This window comes from Saccharicrinis sp. 156, assembly GCF_050589685.1.
GTDB lineage: Bacteria > Bacteroidota > Bacteroidia > Bacteroidales > Marinilabiliaceae > Saccharicrinis.
Window position 1 is genome coordinate 36,539 of the sequence record NZ_JBNGOS010000007.1, and the last position, 19,217, is coordinate 55,755.

16 protein-coding genes are annotated in these 19,217 nt (G+C 40.1%); 12 read left to right on the forward strand and 4 right to left on the reverse strand.

Annotation, left to right across the window (positions count from 1 at the left end; translation table 11 throughout):
- Positions 1 to 120 precede the first annotated feature (120 nt).
- The gene (locus ACRD64_RS05490) at positions 121 to 708 is read left to right on the forward strand and encodes a lactoylglutathione lyase family protein (RefSeq protein WP_430932223.1); all 588 of its coding nucleotides are present in this window, start codon (positions 121 to 123) and stop codon (positions 706 to 708) included.
- Here ACRD64_RS05490 and ACRD64_RS05495 read toward each other — a convergent pair.
- Complete coding sequence (locus ACRD64_RS05495; protein WP_430932224.1) at positions 684 to 1,058, reverse strand: winged helix-turn-helix transcriptional regulator; 375 nt, start codon at positions 1,056 to 1,058, stop codon at positions 684 to 686. The two genes, ACRD64_RS05490 and ACRD64_RS05495, sit on opposite strands and share 25 nt — an antisense overlap.
- 76 nt (positions 1,059 to 1,134) lie before the next feature.
- Here ACRD64_RS05495 and ACRD64_RS05500 point away from each other — a divergent pair, with 76 nt between their 5' ends.
- The 11 genes from ACRD64_RS05500 to ACRD64_RS05550 all read left to right on the forward strand — a co-directional run bounded on the left by ACRD64_RS05500 (position 1,135) and on the right by ACRD64_RS05550 (position 13,827).
- A complete protein-coding gene (locus ACRD64_RS05500) occupies positions 1,135 to 2,100 on the forward strand; it encodes an aldo/keto reductase (protein WP_430932225.1) in 966 nt (321 codons plus the stop codon).
- Positions 2,081 to 2,716, forward strand: coding sequence for a flavodoxin family protein (locus tag ACRD64_RS05505; RefSeq protein ID WP_430932226.1), 636 nt, complete (start codon positions 2,081 to 2,083; stop codon positions 2,714 to 2,716). Before ACRD64_RS05500 ends, ACRD64_RS05505 begins: the two co-directional genes overlap by 20 nt.
- 283 nt (positions 2,717 to 2,999) lie before the next feature.
- The gene (locus tag ACRD64_RS05510) at positions 3,000 to 3,299 is read left to right on the forward strand and encodes a putative quinol monooxygenase (protein WP_430932227.1); all 300 of its coding nucleotides are present in this window, start codon (positions 3,000 to 3,002) and stop codon (positions 3,297 to 3,299) included.
- Positions 3,299 to 4,120 (forward strand): nitroreductase family protein, encoded by an 822-nt coding sequence (locus tag ACRD64_RS05515; RefSeq protein ID WP_430932228.1) that lies wholly within the window; start codon positions 3,299 to 3,301, stop codon positions 4,118 to 4,120. Before ACRD64_RS05510 ends, ACRD64_RS05515 begins: the two co-directional genes overlap by 1 nt.
- A 229-nt stretch (positions 4,121 to 4,349) precedes the next feature.
- The gene (locus ACRD64_RS05520; RefSeq protein WP_430932229.1) at positions 4,350 to 5,219 is read left to right on the forward strand and encodes a hypothetical protein; all 870 of its coding nucleotides are present in this window, start codon (positions 4,350 to 4,352) and stop codon (positions 5,217 to 5,219) included.
- A gap of 1 nt (position 5,220) precedes the next feature.
- The gene (locus ACRD64_RS05525) at positions 5,221 to 6,555 is read left to right on the forward strand and encodes an NAD(P)-binding domain-containing protein (protein WP_430932230.1); all 1,335 of its coding nucleotides are present in this window, start codon (positions 5,221 to 5,223) and stop codon (positions 6,553 to 6,555) included.
- A 485-nt stretch (positions 6,556 to 7,040) separates the two neighbouring features.
- Complete coding sequence (locus ACRD64_RS05530; protein ID WP_430932231.1) at positions 7,041 to 8,633, forward strand: hypothetical protein; 1,593 nt, start codon at positions 7,041 to 7,043, stop codon at positions 8,631 to 8,633.
- Positions 8,615 to 10,306 carry a hypothetical protein gene (locus ACRD64_RS05535; protein WP_430932232.1) on the forward strand — a complete coding sequence of 564 codons (1,692 nt, stop codon included), beginning with the start codon at positions 8,615 to 8,617 and terminating at the stop codon, positions 10,304 to 10,306. The genes ACRD64_RS05530 and ACRD64_RS05535 overlap by 19 nt, the downstream gene beginning before the upstream one ends.
- Positions 10,306 to 11,925: a hypothetical protein gene (locus ACRD64_RS05540; protein WP_430932233.1), complete on the forward strand. Its 1,620-nt coding sequence runs from the start codon at positions 10,306 to 10,308 to the stop codon at positions 11,923 to 11,925. The genes ACRD64_RS05535 and ACRD64_RS05540 overlap by 1 nt, the downstream gene beginning before the upstream one ends.
- Before the next feature lie 28 nt (positions 11,926 to 11,953).
- Positions 11,954 to 12,679, forward strand: a complete 726-nt coding sequence (locus ACRD64_RS05545; RefSeq protein WP_430932234.1) for a hypothetical protein — start codon at positions 11,954 to 11,956, stop codon at positions 12,677 to 12,679.
- A gap of 272 nt (positions 12,680 to 12,951) precedes the next feature.
- A complete protein-coding gene (locus ACRD64_RS05550) occupies positions 12,952 to 13,827 on the forward strand; it encodes a phosphatidylserine decarboxylase (RefSeq protein ID WP_430932235.1) in 876 nt (291 codons plus the stop codon).
- 187 nt (positions 13,828 to 14,014) lie between these two features.
- Here the strand turns inward: ACRD64_RS05550 and ACRD64_RS05555 are convergent, their stop codons facing one another.
- The 3 genes from ACRD64_RS05555 to ACRD64_RS05565 form a co-directional block, all read right to left on the reverse strand.
- Positions 14,015 to 16,549 carry a TonB-dependent receptor domain-containing protein gene (locus ACRD64_RS05555; RefSeq protein WP_430932236.1) on the reverse strand — a complete coding sequence of 845 codons (2,535 nt, stop codon included), beginning with the start codon at positions 16,547 to 16,549 and terminating at the stop codon, positions 14,015 to 14,017.
- Between the two features lie 479 nt (positions 16,550 to 17,028).
- The gene (locus tag ACRD64_RS05560; protein WP_430932237.1) at positions 17,029 to 17,841 is read right to left on the reverse strand and encodes an AraC family transcriptional regulator; all 813 of its coding nucleotides are present in this window, start codon (positions 17,839 to 17,841) and stop codon (positions 17,029 to 17,031) included.
- A gap of 92 nt (positions 17,842 to 17,933) precedes the next feature.
- Positions 17,934 to 19,091: a mandelate racemase/muconate lactonizing enzyme family protein gene (locus ACRD64_RS05565; RefSeq protein WP_430932238.1), complete on the reverse strand. Its 1,158-nt coding sequence runs from the start codon at positions 19,089 to 19,091 to the stop codon at positions 17,934 to 17,936.
- Positions 19,092 to 19,217 lie beyond the last annotated feature (126 nt).

Sequence of the window (19,217 nt, forward strand, 5' to 3'; positions counted from 1 at the left end):
ATATTGCCACACCATGCTAACAACCAGCTTTTAACACACCTATGTAACTATGTGCAAGCCATGTGCGATATTGTTTTATACTTTGGGATAGCCTAAAATTGCATTCAATAATAAACAACAATGAAAAACAAGACAATATTATTAATGCTGGGCATTAGCTTGTTACTAAGCGGTGCACAAGCCAAAGAAAAAGTGATGGAAAAAGAAAACAAGACTTATCCGAAAGCATTTTCGCATATCGGGATTACAGTACCTGATTTAGACCAGGCAGTAAAATTCTACACTGAGGTAATGGGGTTTTATGTGATAATGCCTCCAACCGACGTGGTTGAGGAAAACGAAACGGCCATCGGCCAGATGTGTATCGATGTGTTTGGCGAGGGGTGGGGAAAGTTCCGCATCGCACACCTTTCAACCGGCGACAGGATTGGTGTCGAGTTGTTCGAGTTTAAACAAAGCAAAGACACGCAACCCACCTTCGAACCTTTTAAAACCGGCTTGTTCCATTTCTCCGTTCAGGACCCTGATGTGGAAGGTTTGGTGAATAAGGTGGTGGAAAATGGTGGAAAACAGCGTATGCCTATCCGTGAATATTATCCCGGCGATAAGCCATACCGAATGTGTTATGTGGAAGATCCTTTTGGTGTAGTGTTTGAAATTTATTCGCACTCGTACGAGTTACACTACTCGCCAGGCGCATATAAGTGATTTTCTTTTGCAAAATTTTGTCCCCATTTATCCAGTTCAAGGATAATGGGGATAATTGTTTCTGCGGCATCCGTTAATTCATAAACCACCTTTGGAGGCACTTCGGGATATACTTTGCGTTTTACCAACCCATCTTTTTCCAATGCCCTGATGGAAAAAGTAAACATGCGGTTTGAAATACCACTGATGGTTTTCTGAAGTTCGCCCGAACGCATTTCTCCATCTTTTAAATGAAAAAGGATTAATGACTTGTATTTATCTCCAATCAATTGCAGCGTAAAAGCTAAAGAACAGGTAAACTCTTTTCCGTTATAATTGATGATATCGTTACTGCAATTATCTTTTTCCATCTTAATCCATTAAATTTAACGCGAAGATAAAAAGTTTAAGCCAGAGTAAACAAACAAACCTTATAATTAACACAAAATGAAAACACTAACATTTAGCAACAGCGATACCATGCCCATCCTTGGCCTGGGAACATGGAAGTCTGCACCAGGAGAAGTATACAGTGCTGTTGTAGAAGCCATTCGGATTGGTTACCGCCATATTGACTGTGCCGCTGTGTATGGCAACGAAAAAGAAGTAGGCAAGGCCATTCAGGATTGTATGGCCAATGAAATGGTAAGCCGTGAAGAATTATGGGTCACATCTAAACTTTGGAACAACAACCATGGGCGCAAAAATGTTATTCCGGCTTTGGAAAACACACTGAAAGACTTAAGACTGGATTTTTTAGATTTATACTTGATCCATTGGCCTATCGCCTTTAAACACGAAGTGCCCAATGCAACAAAAGCGGAGCATTACCTCTCGCTGCAAGAACAACCAATTGAGAACACCTGGGCGGGCATGGAAGATGCCGTAAACGCTGGATTGACCAAACACATTGGGGTAAGTAATTTTAGCGCAAAAAAGTTAAAATCGCTCATCGGCAATTCTGTTATTAAGCCCGAATTAAACCAAGTTGAGCTTCACCCCTATTTGCAGCAGGATAATTTGGTGTACTTCTGCCAACAGAATAATATTCATGTGACGGCATACTCTCCTTTGGGTTCTTCGGACAGACCTCAGGGATTAAAAGCAGCTGATGAACCTGTATTATTGGAAGATACCATCATTAAAGAAATGGCAGAGAACAAAGGTTGTTCCGTTGCCCAGGTAATTCTAGCCAACGCAATCCATCGCAACATCTCTGTCATTCCTAAATCGGTTAACCCCAACCGTTTAAAACAAAACTTAGAGGCTACAAATATTACTTTAAGCGACGAAGAAATGGTGAAAATCAAGTCCTTAAATAAAAACCGCCGATATGTGGATGGGAAGTTTTGGGAAGTACCCAATGGCGTTTACACATTTGAAAACTTATGGGATGAAAGTAGTAGCATTTAACGGAAGCCCCAAAAAAGAAGGGAATACCTGGCATGCCTTGAAAATGGTTTGCAAACAATTGGAGGAAAAAGGTATTGAAACAGAAATTATCCATTTGGGAAACAAAGGTATCAAAGGATGTTTGGCTTGTAACAAGTGTCGTGATAACCAGGATGAGAAATGTATTATCAAAAACGATGATGTAAATCTGTGGATTAAAAAAATGAAAGAAGCCGATGGAATACTGTTAGGTTCACCTGTGCATTATGCATCTTTAAGTGCCAATATCAAAGCGTTCCTGGACAGAGCCTTTTATGTTTCAGGCTCAAACGGCAATTTATTCCGACATAAAGTAGGCGCATCCATTGCTGCAGTGCGACGCTCGGGAGGTCTTCCTGCTTTTAACGAAATGAATAATTATTTGAACTATTCTGAGATGATGCTACCCACTTCCAACTATTGGAATGTTATTCACGGTACCCTCCCAGGAGATGTCCATCAGGATGAAGAAGGTGTGCAAATCATGAGAGTTCTTGGTAAAAACATGGCTTACCTTCTACAATTAATTGAATACGGTAGAGATAAAGTAGAAGCACCCGAACAAGAGCAAAAGGTTTTTACCCATTTTGTGCGGTAACTCAGACAGGATTACCAAGATTTACAGGTTTTAAATGAGGGAAATTGCGCCTAAATAAATAGTCCAACACACACTTCTAAGTCTCCTAAAGGAGTCCAATCGAACGGCCCACTTTAGGTAGAAAAGAGCGAGCGATGAAAAGTATTATTCTTAAATTACTAGAGACCATTTACCTGTTTCATTTGTTACTCGAGTAAATCTTGTCAGTTTATTTTGTGTGATACTTTTGATATTTTTCTCACCTTTGCCATCCATTAAATAATCCATGTAAAATTATTCAATCATGATAATAGTAACAGTCAATTTTTATCCAACAAAGGTGCACCAAGAGAATTTCCTTGTCGCGTTTAATCAGTTGGCAGAAACTACTCGAAAAGAAGATGGATGTATTTCATATGAAATCCACCCCAAAGGCGATGGTTCATCAGCATACTTCCTGTTTGAAAGATGGGAAACAAAGGAAAAGTTAGAGGCTCATTTGGCAACCGATCATATTGCCCGATTTGGTAAAGTTTCAAAAGAATGGTTGGAAAAAGAATCGGAGCTGAGTTTTTACGAAGCAACAGAAATACAATTAGGATAATGTTAGATTTTAAGATAGACAAAGCTTTATGTACCCAATGTGGTATATGTTCAAAAGAATGCCCAACATTAATTATCAACGGTAAAAAAGGGATTCCTGAAATCAAAGAAGGGAAGGAGAAAAACTGTATTAAATGTCAGCACTGCTTGGCTGTTTGTCCAACAGGCGCATTATCTATTTTTGGCAAAAAACCGGATGAGAGCGTACCTGTTGATGGAGAGGTACCTTCTTCAATTGAAATGGGCAACTTGATTAAAACCAGACGCTCCATCCGTAAATTTAAAAAAGAGGAAATAAGCAAAGATCTCTTGGATAAGCTGGTTGAAACAGCTGCATATGCTCCAACAGGACATAACAAGAATCAAGTTTTGATTTCAGTAACAGAGACTACAGAGCAGTTGTCAAAAGTAAGACAGTTGGTTTATGATGCCATCAGAAAGGAAAAGGAAAATCTGTCTCCTGCATTAGCCATGTATGGTAATTTCCAGACTTTATGGGAAGAAAAAGGAATTGATGTTTTATTCCGAAATGCACCAAATTTAATCATAGCATCCGCTGCCGAAGCTAATCCGAATGGCGTGGCCGATTGTATTATCTCATTGAGTTATTTTGAGCTGATGGCAAATACAATGGGGATTGGGACGCTTTGGAATGGCTTTTTAAAAGCTGTATTTGAACATATTGCTCCTGAACTTAAAACCGCTTTAGGAATTCCTGAGGATCACAAAATCGGTTATATGATGGTTTTTGGCAAGCCTGCTGTTAAATTTGCCAGATCGATTCAAAGCGAAGGCCTACATTTAAACACCATCAATTTGTAGGGGCAACAAAACGCTATTTCACAAAAAACTAAGGCTGTTTTCATGCGAGGACAGCCTTTTTTGTGTATAAAGGTCAGCCTTCGTAGAATCGACAATTCTAGTCCTTGATCTAAATTATACGCGTAACAAACAACTTAGAATTATTACAAATACTTAAATACCTTAATTGTTCGTTCCTGTTTACAGGAATAAATGTGTAAATTTAGATGATACCGTTACATCAATAATCATGTCTCCAATAGCTCACCGAATATATCTTCTTACATTAACAGTAATTGCTCTCGCTGTTACGCTGGCTGTTGGTATTTACGGGGCAAACTACTATCAAACCAACCTTGAAGAACGTTTCTTCCACGATCAAAACGAAATATTAAAACCCAGCGGGTTTGTGGGTCATGGATTGGGCATAACAGGTTCGTTTATGATGCTTGTGGGTGTTTTTGGCTATATGGCCCGAAAAAGGTTCAGAAGTCTATCCCGGCTTGGCCTGCTAAAACATTGGCTTGAGTTCCATATTTTCCTTTGCACATTAGGTCCCTTCCTGGTTCTATACCATACAGCATTCAAGTTTGGCGGCCTGGTAGCCATTAGTTTTTGGAGCATGGTGGCTGTTGTCGCCAGCGGGGTTGTTGGGCGTTTTATCTATCTTCAAATTCCTCGCACCATCGAAGGCCGGGAACTGAATTTGAGTGAGCTTAGCCACAAAAAAACTTCTTTTTTCTCGGACCTAAAAGAAAAATTCGCTTTAGAAGATGATTTAATTTCTTTTCTGAGTAACGCATTTGTTTCGGAAGAAGATTTATATCAAGGATCATTCTTTTCGAAGATGAGACAACGACTACGATTTGAAAAAATATTAAGACGAAATATCAAGCAAGAACTACTGCAGCATAACCTCAGTAAAAAAGTTTGCAAAAGGATGATCAAAATTATCAGTGCCGAAATTGTACTCACACGCAGAATAGCATGGCTCGAAACCATGCATAAATTCCTGGAACACTGGCATGTGATACATCTTCCTTTTGCATTGATAATGTTGGTGATAATGGTTATACATGTAGCGGTGGTTGCTTTATTTGGATACACTTGGATTTTTTGACATGGGCGTTTTTTTGGAAGAAATATTGGTATATGGAGTTGTGGCGATTTTCGTGGCAGTTGTATTTGGTGCATACCTGCTAAAGCTTCGCCGCAGAACCAAAACCGTAGAAGCCAAAATAGAAGTTGCCAAGCAGGAAGGACTGCACGAACCTGTTTCTCTGCATCCCGTTGTGGATGTTAACTCATGTATTCAGAGCGGCGCCTGTATAAAAGCCTGTCCCGAAAAGGATATCCTGGGCATCCGAAACGGGAAAGCCACAGCTATCAATGCCAGCCAATGCATCGGACATGGGGCTTGTTTCCACGCCTGCCCTACAGAAGCTATTTCACTACACATAGGAACAGAAAAAAGAGGGGTGGATTTACCCCATGTTGACCAAAGTTTCGAAACCAATGTGAAAGGTATATATATAGCTGGTGAAATGGGCGGTATGGGACTTATCAAGAATGCAGTGGAGCAAGGTAAGCAAGCAGTTGAAAATCTGGCTAAGAATATCAAAGGAAACGGCTCTTTGGAGTATGACCTGGTTATTGTAGGCGCTGGCCCGGCGGGTATTTCTGCCTCCTTACAGGCCCAAAAATTAGGATTAAAATACCTGACCCTGGAACAGGATTCTTTGGGAGGTACGGTTTATACCTTTCCCCGTGCAAAAATTGTGATGACTTCGCCCATGGATCTGCCGTTACATGGCAAAGTTAAACTCTTTGAAACCAGCAAAGACAAGCTATTAACGCTTTGGAATGAGGTACTTGACAAAAACAACATCATAATCCACGAAAATAAAAAAGTTGAAGAGATTAAACCTCATAATAATGGGTTCGAAGTTATCGTTAAAAATGGCGAATCGTATACCACTAAAAAAGTGTTGTTAACGATTGGCCGCAGAGGGTCACCTCGAAAACTGGGAATTCCCGGGGAAGTTTCTCAAAAAGTTGCCTACCGTTTAATCGAATCAGAAATGATAAAAGATAAAAACGTGGTTGTAGTGGGTGGAGGAGATTCCGCTATAGAATCTTCATTGCTGTTGATGGAGCAAAACCGCGTAACCCTTTCCTATAGAAAAGATAAATTTTCAAGGTTAAAGCCCAAAAACAATCAAAAGATTCAAGATGCGGTGACCCAAAAACAATTAAATCTGATATTGAATTCAAACCTGGTTTCTATAGAAGAAAAGCTGGTTAAAATAAAAATTGAAAGTGGTGAGATCAAGGAATTAAAGAACGATTTGGTGTACATTTTTGCCGGAGGTGAGCTTCCAATCCAATTCCTTAAAAATGCAGGTATCAATATCACCAAAAAGTTTGGGGAAGCAATACTGACGAAGAAGAAGTAAGGGTGTTAAACACATCCTTTAACACCTCCTTATTAAGTTGGTGCATAGGATGAAACCTTAATTGGCTTAAAACATGGCAGTAGTCTGTAAAAGTCCAATTATTGAGTTTATTAAGCCATGGCTAAAGCCATTCTGTATAGTGATTAAATTAGGGTTGTCTTAAAAGCGTTGTAATTAACCGTAGAACCTGCGGATTTAAAGCTCAAAGGCTAAAAAAATCCCCATCCCCACACCTATGGTGCGGTACTTCCCCTTACTCTCAGGAGCAAATGGGAAGAGCCATTTACAAGGCGCTTATAATTTGTAAGTTATATCAAAATATTAACTTTTGAGACAACCCTAATTCGTCTCTTATATTTGTTTCAGCACATTAAAGTGTTGTAAAGTACTGGCCTGTAAGGTCAGGTTTTAACAGTCCAGGGTTTCAACCCTGGGCAATCCATAAAACAAAAAAGAGGGCTGTAAGTCCGTTCTATAGTGTAAGCATGGTTAAAATAGCAAGGAAATACTTACTTTTACTCGGTTTGCTTTTACAAGCGCTCAATTCCTATGCCCAGCTGTCACCCGGCGAACTATCTAAAGTCCATGCACATCTCGAAGGACTTGCGAACTGCACCAAATGCCATGTTCTTAACCAAAAGGAAACCACATCCAAATGTTTGGAATGCCATACCGAAATCCAATCCCTCATCGATCAGGGAAAAGGTTATCATGCTTCTTCGAAAGTGGAAAGTAAAAAATGTGCCAAATGCCATGGCGAACACTTTGGTCGCAATTTTGAAATTACCCGTTTTGACAAAGATAAATTCAACCATGACTTAAGCGGTTACAAACTGGAAGGAAAGCATAACGTTATCAATTGTACCGAATGTCATAAGCAAGACTTAATAACACATAAAATTTCCAAAAAAAAGAGCGGTATATCCTATCTGGGGTTAGGAACAGAATGTCTTTCTTGCCATGCCGATTTTCATCAGAGCACCTTATCTAACTCCTGCCTTGATTGTCACAACCAGGATTCTTTCCGGCCTGCCCCCGGATTCGACCATGCACAAACCCATTATCCCTTAATCGGCAAACACCAAACCGTCGATTGCGAACAATGTCATCCTATCATTACTCAAAACGATCAGGAATTTCAGAAGTTCTCCGGAATAAACTATGCTAACTGTACCGACTGCCATACCGATATCCATAACGGCAAGTTTGGAAATGATTGTCGTAAGTGCCACAGTGAGTTTTCGTTCCATCAAGTGAAAGGTTTGGATAGCTTTAATCATGACATGACAAATTTCCCCTTAAAAGGCAGACATCAATATATCGATTGCAGGGATTGTCACACCCAAAGCTTAACCGCAACACTTAAACACGGCAGGTGTAACGATTGCCATAGCGATTATCACGAGAGACAATTTGCAAAAAAAGGTGCTTCGCCCGATTGTGCCGAATGCCATACCGTTGAAGGCTTTGCTCCATCCACCTATACCATCGAAAAGCATAACTTTACCGACTTTCCGTTGGAAGGAGCTCATCTGGCAACGCCTTGTATTGCCTGTCATAAAACAGAAACAGGGTGGAATTTTACTTTTGCCGAAAACAAATGCATCCGATGCCACGATAATTTTCATCAAGATGTATTACCCGAAAAATATCTGCCCGAAAACAATTGCCAATGCTGTCATACGGTAATTAAATGGAGCGAAATTCAATTCGACCATAACCAAACAAATTATCAACTTCAAGGCAGACATCAGGAAGTATCCTGTCGCAATTGTCATTTTTCGGAAGATGAAAATGGACTGAATCAACAATTCTCCGGCATGGATCCTTCATGTGTAACTTGCCATACCGACATACATTTTAAACAATTTATTGAGAATGGGGAAAATAAATGTGAACGTTGCCACGTTTTTACTAGTTGGAAGCCTGAGAAATTTGACCATAATAATACACGATTCGTTTTAGATGGCAAACACGCCACTTTAGAATGTTATAGATGCCACACCTTAACGGATGGATTGGTTGAGAACTACATTGTTTACAAATTCGACGATATATCATGTTCAAAGTGTCATTAAACATACTGTTTGTATGTATCGCTGTAGCAGGCTTTGCACAGAAAAACCCACACGGTTTCGAGAAGGGAACGGATTGCAGAACGTGCCACAGTACCGAGGACTGGAGTTTTGTGTCAACCAGTTTTAACCACGACTCGACAGGCTTTGTGCTCACTGGCCAACATCGCTTTGCCAGATGTACCGATTGCCACACAAGTCTTGCTTTTTCTGAAGCACAAAGCAGCTGTGTGAGCTGCCATACCGACCTTCATGCAGGTACCGTTGGCCTGGACTGTAACCGCTGTCACGAGACAAATTCCTGGTTGGTTCAAAACACCTTAGAATTGCATGAACAAAGCCGTTTCCCTTTGTTGGGCGCCCATAAGGTGGTCGATTGTGCCGATTGCCACACCGCTGCTTCCCATTTGCAATTCGAACCGCTGGGTTCGGAATGTATCGATTGCCATCAAAAAGATTATCAAGCTACTACAAATCCCAACCATGTGCAAACAGGCTTTTCGACCAATTGTATCGACTGCCACCGGATTGATGCCTTTGAATGGTCGGCATCAGGTATCAACCACGCTTTTTTCCCGTTGACCAAAGGACATGCATTAAACGATTGTGCAGCCTGTCATACCAACAACCTAACCGAACCACTTTCGACCGATTGTTTTAGCTGCCACCTAAGCGATTATACTTTGACTACCAATCCATCACATCAAAGCCTTGATTTTGATTACGACTGTACCCAATGCCACACCACTGATCCAGACTGGAAACCAGCCGAATTCAGGGATCATGACCCATTTTTCCCTATTTATTCGGGTGAACATAAGGGGGAATGGAACCATTGTACAGACTGCCATACCCAGCCCGAAAACTACGCCTTGTTCAGCTGTATCGATTGCCATGAACATAACCGTTCCGAAACTGATAATGAGCATCAGGGAATTAGTGGATACACCTATGCAAGCACCTCATGCTTTGCCTGCCACCCAACAGGTGACGCCGAATCGGGCTTTGACCATAATGCAACGGCTTTTCCGTTAACAGGATCGCATACCTCGGCAGACTGTAACGCTTGTCATACTTCCGGGTTTGCAAGCACATCAACACTTTGTTCAAGCTGCCATTTAACCGAATACTATGCTACCCTAAATCCCAACCATGCATCTATTGGATTATCCAACAATTGTGACGATTGCCACGAAACAGGACCAGGCTGGGATCCCGCATCTTTTCCAAACCATAATGAGTACCATGCTTTAAATGGAGCTCATGCTGTGGTATCAGCTGATTGTTATTTATGTCATCAAGGCGATTACAACAATACACCCAATTCTTGCTTTGGCTGTCACTCCGCAGACTATAATTCCACTAATGATCCCAATCATGTTACAGCTCAGTTTTCAACAGATTGTGAAACATGTCACTCCGAAAGCGCGTGGACACCAAGCACCTTTGACCACGACAACCAATATTTTCCCATCTATTCCGGAGCACATCGCGAAAAGTGGAACAACTGTACCGAATGTCATACAGAACCATCAAGTTATGCCATGTTCTCTTGTACTGTTTGCCATGAACACAATCAGACTGAGATGAATACCAAGCACAATGAAGTAGCTGGTTATATATACGATAGTGTCAATTGCTTCAACTGTCATCCAACAGGAAAAAATACGAATTAATGACCAGGCAAAATAAACATATCCTATTCTTAAGCTTGTTCCTGCTCATGACATCGGTAATGGACAATCTGAATTCTCAGAACAAAGTTGAACTGTTGAGTGGTGAGGTTTCTTATATCACGGGACAAAACGTATATGTGAAGTTTGGAAGCACCCAGAAGATAGAAAAAGGGGATACTTTATATACAATGAAAAATGAAGTCAGGGTTCCTGCTTTGTTGGTGATGCATCTATCCTCCATGTCGTGCCTTTGCGTTCCGATTGGAGATAACACTTTTAAAGTAGGCGATATATTGCTTGCTACAATTAAAGAAAAAACAGTTTTTCCTATTCATGAAAAGGATATAATAGAAAAAGATATTAACGAACAAGCATTAAGCAAAGTTGGAGATAAATCTAATAGACGAAGCCGGCGGAGTGATTTTTCGGGACGATTATCCCTCTCCTCCTATTCCACTTTTGCCGAAGCCGACCAGTACAACTCACACCGTTATAGATACAGGCTCTCGATGGATGCAAAAAATATCTCCGATTCAAAAGTATCCTTTGAAACCTACCTCTCGTTTACGCATAAATCGGGAGAATGGGACAGAGTCAAAGATAATTTGAGCGATGCCTTAAAAATTTACAGCTTAGCTTTAAAGTATGATTTTAACGAAGCTACTTCTTTATGGACTGGTCGTAAAATAAACCCTAAAATTGCCAATGTAGGTGCAGTGGATGGCTTCCAGTTTCAAAAACAATGGAACAGTTTATATACTGGTGTTGTTGTGGGTAGCAGACCTGATTACGAGGATTATGGTTTTAATCCCGACCTACTTGAATACGGAGCGTACATTGGACACCAGTCAAAAGTGACCAATGGTTTTGCGCAATCTTCGTTCGCAATTTTTGAGCAACGTAATGCTGGAAATATCGATCGTAGGTTTGTCTATCTTCAGCACAGCAACTCCATCATTAAGGATGTGACATTATTTTCATCGATGGAGTTAGACTTATATAAACTGGAAGATGGCACCGATAAAACTGAATTGAACCTTATTGGGTTATATGTCTCTTTACGTTACCGCTTCTCGGGCAAAATATCACTCTTTGGCTCGTATGATAACCGTAAAAATGTAATCTACTACAAAACGTTCCAAAACTATGCCGATGAAATCATACAACAATCGAGCCGGCAAGGTTATCGTTTCAGGCTGAACTACAAGCCCATCAAATATATGAACCTGGGTTTCAGTGCGGGTACCCGATCTAGAGACGAAGACCCCAGGGCCAACAATACTTTATCGGCCAATGTCACATATTCCAGCGTGCCCTTTATAAATGCCTCCTTTACTCTTAACGGAAATATGATGCAAACCGGTTATTTGGATGGGCAAGTCTTTGGGGGACGGTTGTCGAAAAATCTTTTAAATGGAAAACTCTATAGTGTCCTGAACTATCGATGGGTTAAATTCGACTACGTGAATACATCAACACAACTTAAGCAAAGTATTGGTGAAGTTGATTTATCATATCATTTCAACAAAAAGCTATACATGTCTGTTAATTTTGAAGCCACGTTCCAAGAGGAAAATAATTCAAACAGATTATATTTAAATTTAAGGAAAAAGTTTTAACTGGCATGGCCAGAGCAAAAAAAAAATTATGAAGATATTTCAAACATTATTACTCGTCTTGCTTATCGCTTCTTGCGGAAGAAATAAAGACACCAACACCGTTACAACGATTACCGGAGACGATAAAGTTTTTGTGGTTCAGGATGTAATACAAACCTCTAAATACACCTACTTGCATGTGGAGGAAGACAACACACTTCGTTGGGTGGCCGTAAGCAAAATCCAAGCCATGGCTGGTGATCGATATTATTACGATAAGGTTCATACGATGACGGACTTTCATAGCAAGGAGCTGAATAGGGATTTCGAAAGCGTAGATTTTATCAACCACGTCAGTAAAACACCGTTATCTCAAGTTAATCCTTCGGTACAGGCAAACCCTGCTCCTATGATGAAGGCTCCCCATGGACATGCCGGTAAAGTAAGCCCTGCACAAAACCTGGATATTTCTCTTCTAAAATCGGCCGGTGAGCTAAGCATCGCACAAATTTTCCGGAATCCCCAGCAATTTGCCAACAAGCAAATTGAGATTAAAGGAAAGGTGGTAAAGGTGAATAAAAACATTATGGGACGAAACTGGATCCACATCCAGGACGGCACCAGTCATAATAACAACTTTGATTTAACCATCACCAGCAAACAAACCCCCATGGTTAACCAGGTTGTCTCCTTCGAAGGAACGGTTATGCTGAATAAAGATTTTGGCTCGGGGTATTTTTATGATGTGATTGTTGAAAATGGGGTAATGCAATAGATTATTAGGATGGCATCCTTTGCCGACGAAGGAGGTAGGATGCTATTCATAAAAATAACAAAGAAAGTCGTTCCTCAACAAGAGAAAAACGGATAACATCGCTTAAAGCGATTCCATCCTCTTTCATCTTATTAAACCTAATCCAGTACCACCGTATAATCTTTAATTTAATAAAGGAACTTAAAGTATTTAACCTCTTCGTGTAACAAAACAGAAAAATTAGCGTTATTTTGCATGCCGATTGATACGAAACACATGGATGCTATAAACACATGAATGCTATAAATTACGTTGAACGAAATACTAATACTGTCAAACAAGAAAAAGTTGTAGGTAAAGGAGCACTTAATTGGTTGTATTACACACCGGGAGGAAAGCTTACTTTGCATATTCTATTGAAACGAAAATTGGCATCTACCATAGTTGGTCATTTTATGAGCAGTCCATTATCTGTTAACCAGGTAAACAAGTTCATTGAGAAATATGAAATAGATCTTTCGGACTACCACAGCGAGAACGGTTTTAAATGCTTTAACGATTTTTTCTACCGCAAACTAAAAAACGGTAAAAGAACCATTGGTGACAAGCTGGTTTCGCCTGCCGATGGTAAAGCCCTGGCATTTCAAGACATAGACCATGTTCCATCTTTTTTCATCAAAGGTTCGGAGTTTAAACTCCACGATTTTTTAAGGGATAAACACTTAGCTGATAAATATGAGGGTGGTTCAATGGTGATCGTCCGATTAGCGCCAACTGATTACCACAGATTTCATTTCCCAGTAAGTGGTACGGCTTCCAAATCAAAATCCTTAAAAGGTCGTTATTTTTCGGTATCACCGATGGCACTGAAAAAGAATATTAAAATTTTAAGCCAAAACAGGCGTGTATACAATATTATAAAGTCTGATAACTATGGCGATGTGCTGATGGCTGAAATTGGGGCTGCTTTGGTGGGTAGCATCATTCAAACCTACCAACCATATTCACATGTCAATAAAGGAGATGAGAAGGGGTATTTTGCCTATGGTGGATCTACTGTAGTTTTGATTTTTGAAAAGGACAAAGTAACCATCGATCCCGATTTAATTGAGAATACAAAAAATCATATGGAAACGGAAGTAAAGATGGGTGAGAATATTGCGAGATAGCACTTAGCTTGTAGCTATTAATCTTTAGCTGATTTTCATGAAAAAAAAAGCACCCTAAATCTAAGGATGCTTTAGAATATATCTTTCTTATTATATTTACCCCATTCCTTCGTAACAATGCAGCACTTCCCCTGACCGCAGGACCAAAGGGAAGAAACAATGTTATTCCAGGGTTCTCAATATTATTTTAGAACTCCCGGTCTCCCACTGTATTTTTTGTCTTGTTCTTAGACTTTCCGTTTCGAAAAGCATAAGAAACACTGATCTCAGCGATTGGTCCTGTTCTATTATACTCAGTTTCCTGATAGAAAATTTCCAATCCTTCTTTATCAAATGCCCTGGTATCCAATCCTTGAATATTAGAATCCAGAATATCCAATACTCTCAACGAGAAGCTCCAGTTCTCCAATTTCTTTGGATTGTAATCCAAGGCCGTGTTGGCCAAGTAAAACATATCGTTTTGCCCTTGCGCCGTCACGGTAGAAGATTTCACATCAAAATCGGCCGTAAACTTAAGTTCCTTGGTCAATGCAAAGTTGGCATTTCCTTTTAGGCTCCAGTTGGTACTTGAGTTATCAGCTTGATATCCAAAAATATTTCCTTGAACCCGGTAGTCGTACAACGATCCCCCAATAAAAAATTTGGCAAAATTACCTGCCTGCAAATTGGCGTTCAGTTCTAATCCTAAAGATCTTGAATCACCAGAATTGGTATAACTCCTAATTAACACCACTTCTTCAACGTAGTTAGGATTTTCCACGATATTATCGGTTGTATTTACTCTAAACACTGCGTTTTCAACACCTCGATAAAACCCGGTCAGATTCACTTTTTGTTTACCAAAATTTCTTTCAAATCCAAGTTCTAAGTTATTGATATACTCCGGTTCGAGGTTGGGATCTCCTGCCACATACACCTCGAAATGCCGGCGATATAAGAACGGAGCCATATTTTTAATAGGAGGACGGCTGATTCTTCGACTTCCCGCCAAACTTAACTTGCTAGATTCTCCAATTGGGTAGCTTGCGTGTACTGTCGGAAACCAGTCCAATTGATTCACCTCAAAAGTGGATCTGGCAGGATCCCCGAAAATATTAAAGTAATCACTCTTTGCTATTTTCATTTCCTGATCGGTATACTCCAAGCGGAGTCCAAGCATATATTTAAGTTTGTCGAAGCTTCCCGCATACTCTATATAAGCCGCATAAACACCTCGTTTCAAGTCGATTGAATTTTCCAGGGCAGCATAATCGTACATTCCCATTTCAACACCATTGATTACATTTGCAGTATCATATGAAAAGCTGCCATCCATCTGGAAAAACTGCGGCTGTAAACCAAAACCAAACGTATGGCCATTATCCAATTCCTTTGAATAATCAATACTTAAACGATAGGCATCCAATGGTGTGTTATCCGATTGGTTATAATGATCCGTTACTGTCCTTACCCTATCGGCAACTTCATCAAACTCATAATTCAGGTTGTCCAGATTACGGCTCAAGCTGGAATGCTCATATAAAAAGGAAGTCGTTAATACTGCCCCATTCCCCAGCTTGGTTTTCAAATCTATGTTTCCCGTATGGAATTCACCGTAACGATTATCTGTGTTAGGGTTGTAAATATATTCTTCTGTATCCGGTCGGGTTCCTTTGTCACCATAATAATTGTTGTACACATAAAATGCTGATCGCCCTTCGGTACGATTTCCATAGAAATAGGAAGCTGATAATTGAGTTGCCTCTGAAATCTTATAATCCATTCCCGCATTGGCAGAATAGTACTCGTACCACTCCGGACGCTCTCCTGCAGCATCCATATGTTTGTACATTTGCTCATCGTAATCCCAAACCCTGGCCTCACCAATTCTTGCACCATTCACATTTTTCTTATTGTAATTAAAACCTCCGTATAAAGTAAGATTATCCTTACCATACATCAGGTTAATACCCCCGCCATAACGGTCGTCCTTCATATCGTAACCATCATATTTATCTGTTTTGTTTCCCCAGGGTGAGGCACCAAACTTTCCATTGGCAGAAACGGAAAACCCCTCAATTCCATTTGTTTTGGTAGTAATATTAATGATACCACCTTTTCCTTGTGCATCGTATTTTGCAGTTGGAACTGTGATAACATCTATATTCTGGATATTTTCACCTGAAATCTGGGCCAATAACATAGAAGGTTCCATTTGTGTTGGTTTCCCATTTAGGTACACCATAAAATCTGTTGTCCCACGTACCGAAACATCTCCATCAGGAGAAACAGAAACTGACGGAAGTTTATTCAACACATCCACAGCGGTTCCTCCCCGGGCAGTACTAAAATCTTCGGCCCTATAGGTTTTACGATCAATTTTAGTAGAAACCGTGTTGGCCATTCCGTTAACTTCCACCTCTTCAATGGCTACATTTGCCGAGGTAATAGATAATATCCCCAGGTTTACCTTAGGACTTTGTTTGTTAATAGTAATACCAGAAACCGTTTCCGTTTCAAAACCAATAAATGAAACAACAACATCATATGTACCATGTTGCAATCCGTTTAGTTTAAATGCTCCCTCATTATCCGTAACGGTTCCATTAGGTAATATTTCACCATTCTTTTTTAAACTAACAGAGGCAAAAGGAAACTTCTCTCCTGAATCCTTATCGGTCACCATACCTCGTATAGTCCCGTTATTTTGGGCTAACGATGTTCCTATTAAAATGAACATCATTGCTATAATTGTTATTAATCTGTGCGACATATATTATTTTTGATTCGTTGTTGTTTGCAAATATATACTACCAGTACCAACTAGTTTGGTAAGATTTAACCCGGTTATGGTAGATTTGTTCAAATATAATCGATAAGAAACTACTATTAAACCCGCAATATGCATTAGAAAATCTATTACACATTGAAATTGTTTCAAAACAAGACACTCCGCTGCTTCACTTCAACTCACCATAACGATGCTATGCCTCGTTTCAGTAAAGCCTTGTTTTATTGCACTATCAATGTTCACGACGAAGTTCTAATGCATAATCCGGGTTAAAAAAGAGCTATGAGCAAAGGACTGTCCATAATATACTTATTAATCCCCCTCCCCATATTTCCGGTGCGGTGCTTACCGTCAGTCTCCGAACACGTTCCCAGGGTTCACAACTGGGGAAGAGCAAGAACCATTCACGTCAGGAGAAATCAATATAGAAGTTAATTTTTTATTTTGGCCCGAAACTCCCCTGGAGTCAGATTCGTTTTGCTTTTGAAGAATTTTACAAAGTGGGAAGGGTCAGAATAATTGAGGTGATAAGCAATCTCTGAAACCGAATTATTGGTATGTTTTAACAAGCGCTTGCTTTCCTCAATAATATGCTCGTTGATCAACGAAGAGGCGGGACGTCCTGTTTCCTTTTTTACCACATTATTTAAAACCCGTTTGGTGATCTGAAGCCTATCGGCATAAAAGGCCAATTTTTTCTCCGATACATAGAATTCTTCAATCAGATTTCTATAACGAGTTACAGTTTCATTAGCTATAGCAGTTTTTTTGTATTCGCCAGCTGGCAAATCCGCAATCTTCCATAGAATTATATTCAAATATGATTTTAGGATATTCAGATTCGGATTTTCTTCTAGATATTCCTCCATCAACATCTCAAACTCTCTTTGAAAACTTTGTTTTTTATTGATCAGGCTGTATTTGGTGGCAAACTGGGTAAACTTTAGCTTGATCTCAGGAAAATCACTTAAAAACGCATCTTTGAAAATACACACAAAACCTTTTGGTATTTTCGAAAACTCCCAACAATGCACATGACCCGGAGACATACAGAATAGAAGAGGAGGTTCCACCGGGTAATTATCCTCATCAATTTGGTGTACACCTGCCCCATCCGTCAAGTAGATAATCTCAAAATAGCCATCATGTTTATGAGGAACTGTTGGTTTGATGACTTCCTTCATTCGACTTATCTTGAACTGTTTGTTGAGTTCAATCTTGCGATTTACTTTTATTTCCTTCATACCGCAAAAATACAATATAAAGTACTGGCTTGCTTAATTAATATGCTCAAAAGAAGGGGTTGTATGAACTTTTTATGTGTCCTTGCTTATATTTACCAATTCGTATATGAACCATCCCTCCTAACCAGCCTTGGTATTTCAATGGGTTTGAACTCCTGTTTGGCCGCAAGTTCCTCATTAAACTCTACTCCCAAACCTGGTTCTGTAGGTAAGGTATAACGTGCTCCCTCTAATTTGGGTTGAACAGGATAAAAGTTTCTGTCGTTGGTTCCCATATTTTCAGCTGGGGTATTAACCTCTTCTAGCCAGCTAAAATTTGGGCTGGCAGCAGCTATGTGTATGGTTGCGGCAGTGCAGATTGGGCCAATAGGGTTATGCGGCATCAAATCGATATAATGCGCTTCAGCCATTGCCGACACTTTCATAGCTTCCGTAATGCCTCCTACATTGCAAACATCAATACGGGCGAATTGGGTTATGTTTCGTTCAATGTATGGCAAGAACTGCCATTTGCTGGCAAACTCTTCACCCAAAGCAAATGGCACATCTATCATCTTACGTAAACTTTCGTAAGCTTCCGGTGATTCATCCCTGATGGGTTCTTCGATAAAGTCGATGGTTCCCCTAGGCATGCGTTGCATAAAGGAGTAAGTTTCCGCTGCAGTGAGTCGGTGATGATAATCTATTCCAAGGGTAATTTCCGGCCCTACTTCTTTTCTCAGCCTAGTAACCCAATCCGCCAATAAAGTGATGGATTCTCTAGGTTCGAAATGATTAGAACTGCTCGCTTCAAACTCTGCCGGAGCCAAACGCAACATATTCCACCCTTCCTTTACCAGAATCCTGGCTTTCTCCATCATATCTTCCAAAGTCCTGAAGCGTAATGAGGCAAAGCAGTCCACATAATCACGTTGTTTACCTCCCAATAATTCGTAAACCGGAACATTAAGTGCTTTTCCTTTGATATCGTACAAGGCAATATCAATCGCCGAGATGGCGGCTGTCAATACCCTTCCCCCTTCAAAGTACTGCCCCCGATATAAATCCTGCCAAATGACGCCAATATTCATAGGATTTTTTCCCACTACCAACTGCTTAAAATGTTTTATGGCACCAACAACGGCCAGTTCCCTGCCCGACAGACCTGATGCACCCCAACCATAAATACCACTATCTGTTTCTACTTTTATTATCAATTGGCTTCCGGAACCAATATTGGTCGGATAGCATATTACATCGGTTATTTTCATATTCTTTAGATTTTGAGATAAGAGACTATTGGACTATATTATGATATGCGAATCAAGGTTTGAAATTATAGTTCAACCCCTTCAGGGTTGTGATTTGCAATGATTATACCCCCTGGACTGCACCCA

Coding starts and splice junctions, on each gene's coding strand:
- ACRD64_RS05490 (WP_430932223.1), top strand. CDS start 121: ATGAAAAACAAGACAATATTATTAATGCTGGGCATTAGCTTGTTACTA.
- ACRD64_RS05495 (WP_430932224.1), bottom strand. CDS start 1,058: ATGGAAAAAGATAATTGCAGTAACGATATCATCAATTATAACGGAAAA.
- ACRD64_RS05500 (WP_430932225.1), top strand. CDS start 1,135: ATGAAAACACTAACATTTAGCAACAGCGATACCATGCCCATCCTTGGC.
- ACRD64_RS05505 (WP_430932226.1), top strand. CDS start 2,081: ATGAAAGTAGTAGCATTTAACGGAAGCCCCAAAAAAGAAGGGAATACC.
- ACRD64_RS05510 (WP_430932227.1), top strand. CDS start 3,000: ATGATAATAGTAACAGTCAATTTTTATCCAACAAAGGTGCACCAAGAG.
- ACRD64_RS05515 (WP_430932228.1), top strand. CDS start 3,299: ATGTTAGATTTTAAGATAGACAAAGCTTTATGTACCCAATGTGGTATA.
- ACRD64_RS05520 (WP_430932229.1), top strand. CDS start 4,350: ATGTCTCCAATAGCTCACCGAATATATCTTCTTACATTAACAGTAATT.
- ACRD64_RS05525 (WP_430932230.1), top strand. CDS start 5,221: ATGGGCGTTTTTTTGGAAGAAATATTGGTATATGGAGTTGTGGCGATT.
- ACRD64_RS05530 (WP_430932231.1), top strand. CDS start 7,041: ATGGTTAAAATAGCAAGGAAATACTTACTTTTACTCGGTTTGCTTTTA.
- ACRD64_RS05535 (WP_430932232.1), top strand. CDS start 8,615: ATGTTCAAAGTGTCATTAAACATACTGTTTGTATGTATCGCTGTAGCA.
- ACRD64_RS05540 (WP_430932233.1), top strand. CDS start 10,306: ATGACCAGGCAAAATAAACATATCCTATTCTTAAGCTTGTTCCTGCTC.
- ACRD64_RS05545 (WP_430932234.1), top strand. CDS start 11,954: ATGAAGATATTTCAAACATTATTACTCGTCTTGCTTATCGCTTCTTGC.
- ACRD64_RS05550 (WP_430932235.1), top strand. CDS start 12,952: ATGAATGCTATAAATTACGTTGAACGAAATACTAATACTGTCAAACAA.
- ACRD64_RS05555 (WP_430932236.1), bottom strand. CDS start 16,549: ATGATGTTCATTTTAATAGGAACATCGTTAGCCCAAAATAACGGGACT.
- ACRD64_RS05560 (WP_430932237.1), bottom strand. CDS start 17,841: ATGAAGGAAATAAAAGTAAATCGCAAGATTGAACTCAACAAACAGTTC.
- ACRD64_RS05565 (WP_430932238.1), bottom strand. CDS start 19,091: ATGAAAATAACCGATGTAATATGCTATCCGACCAATATTGGTTCCGGA.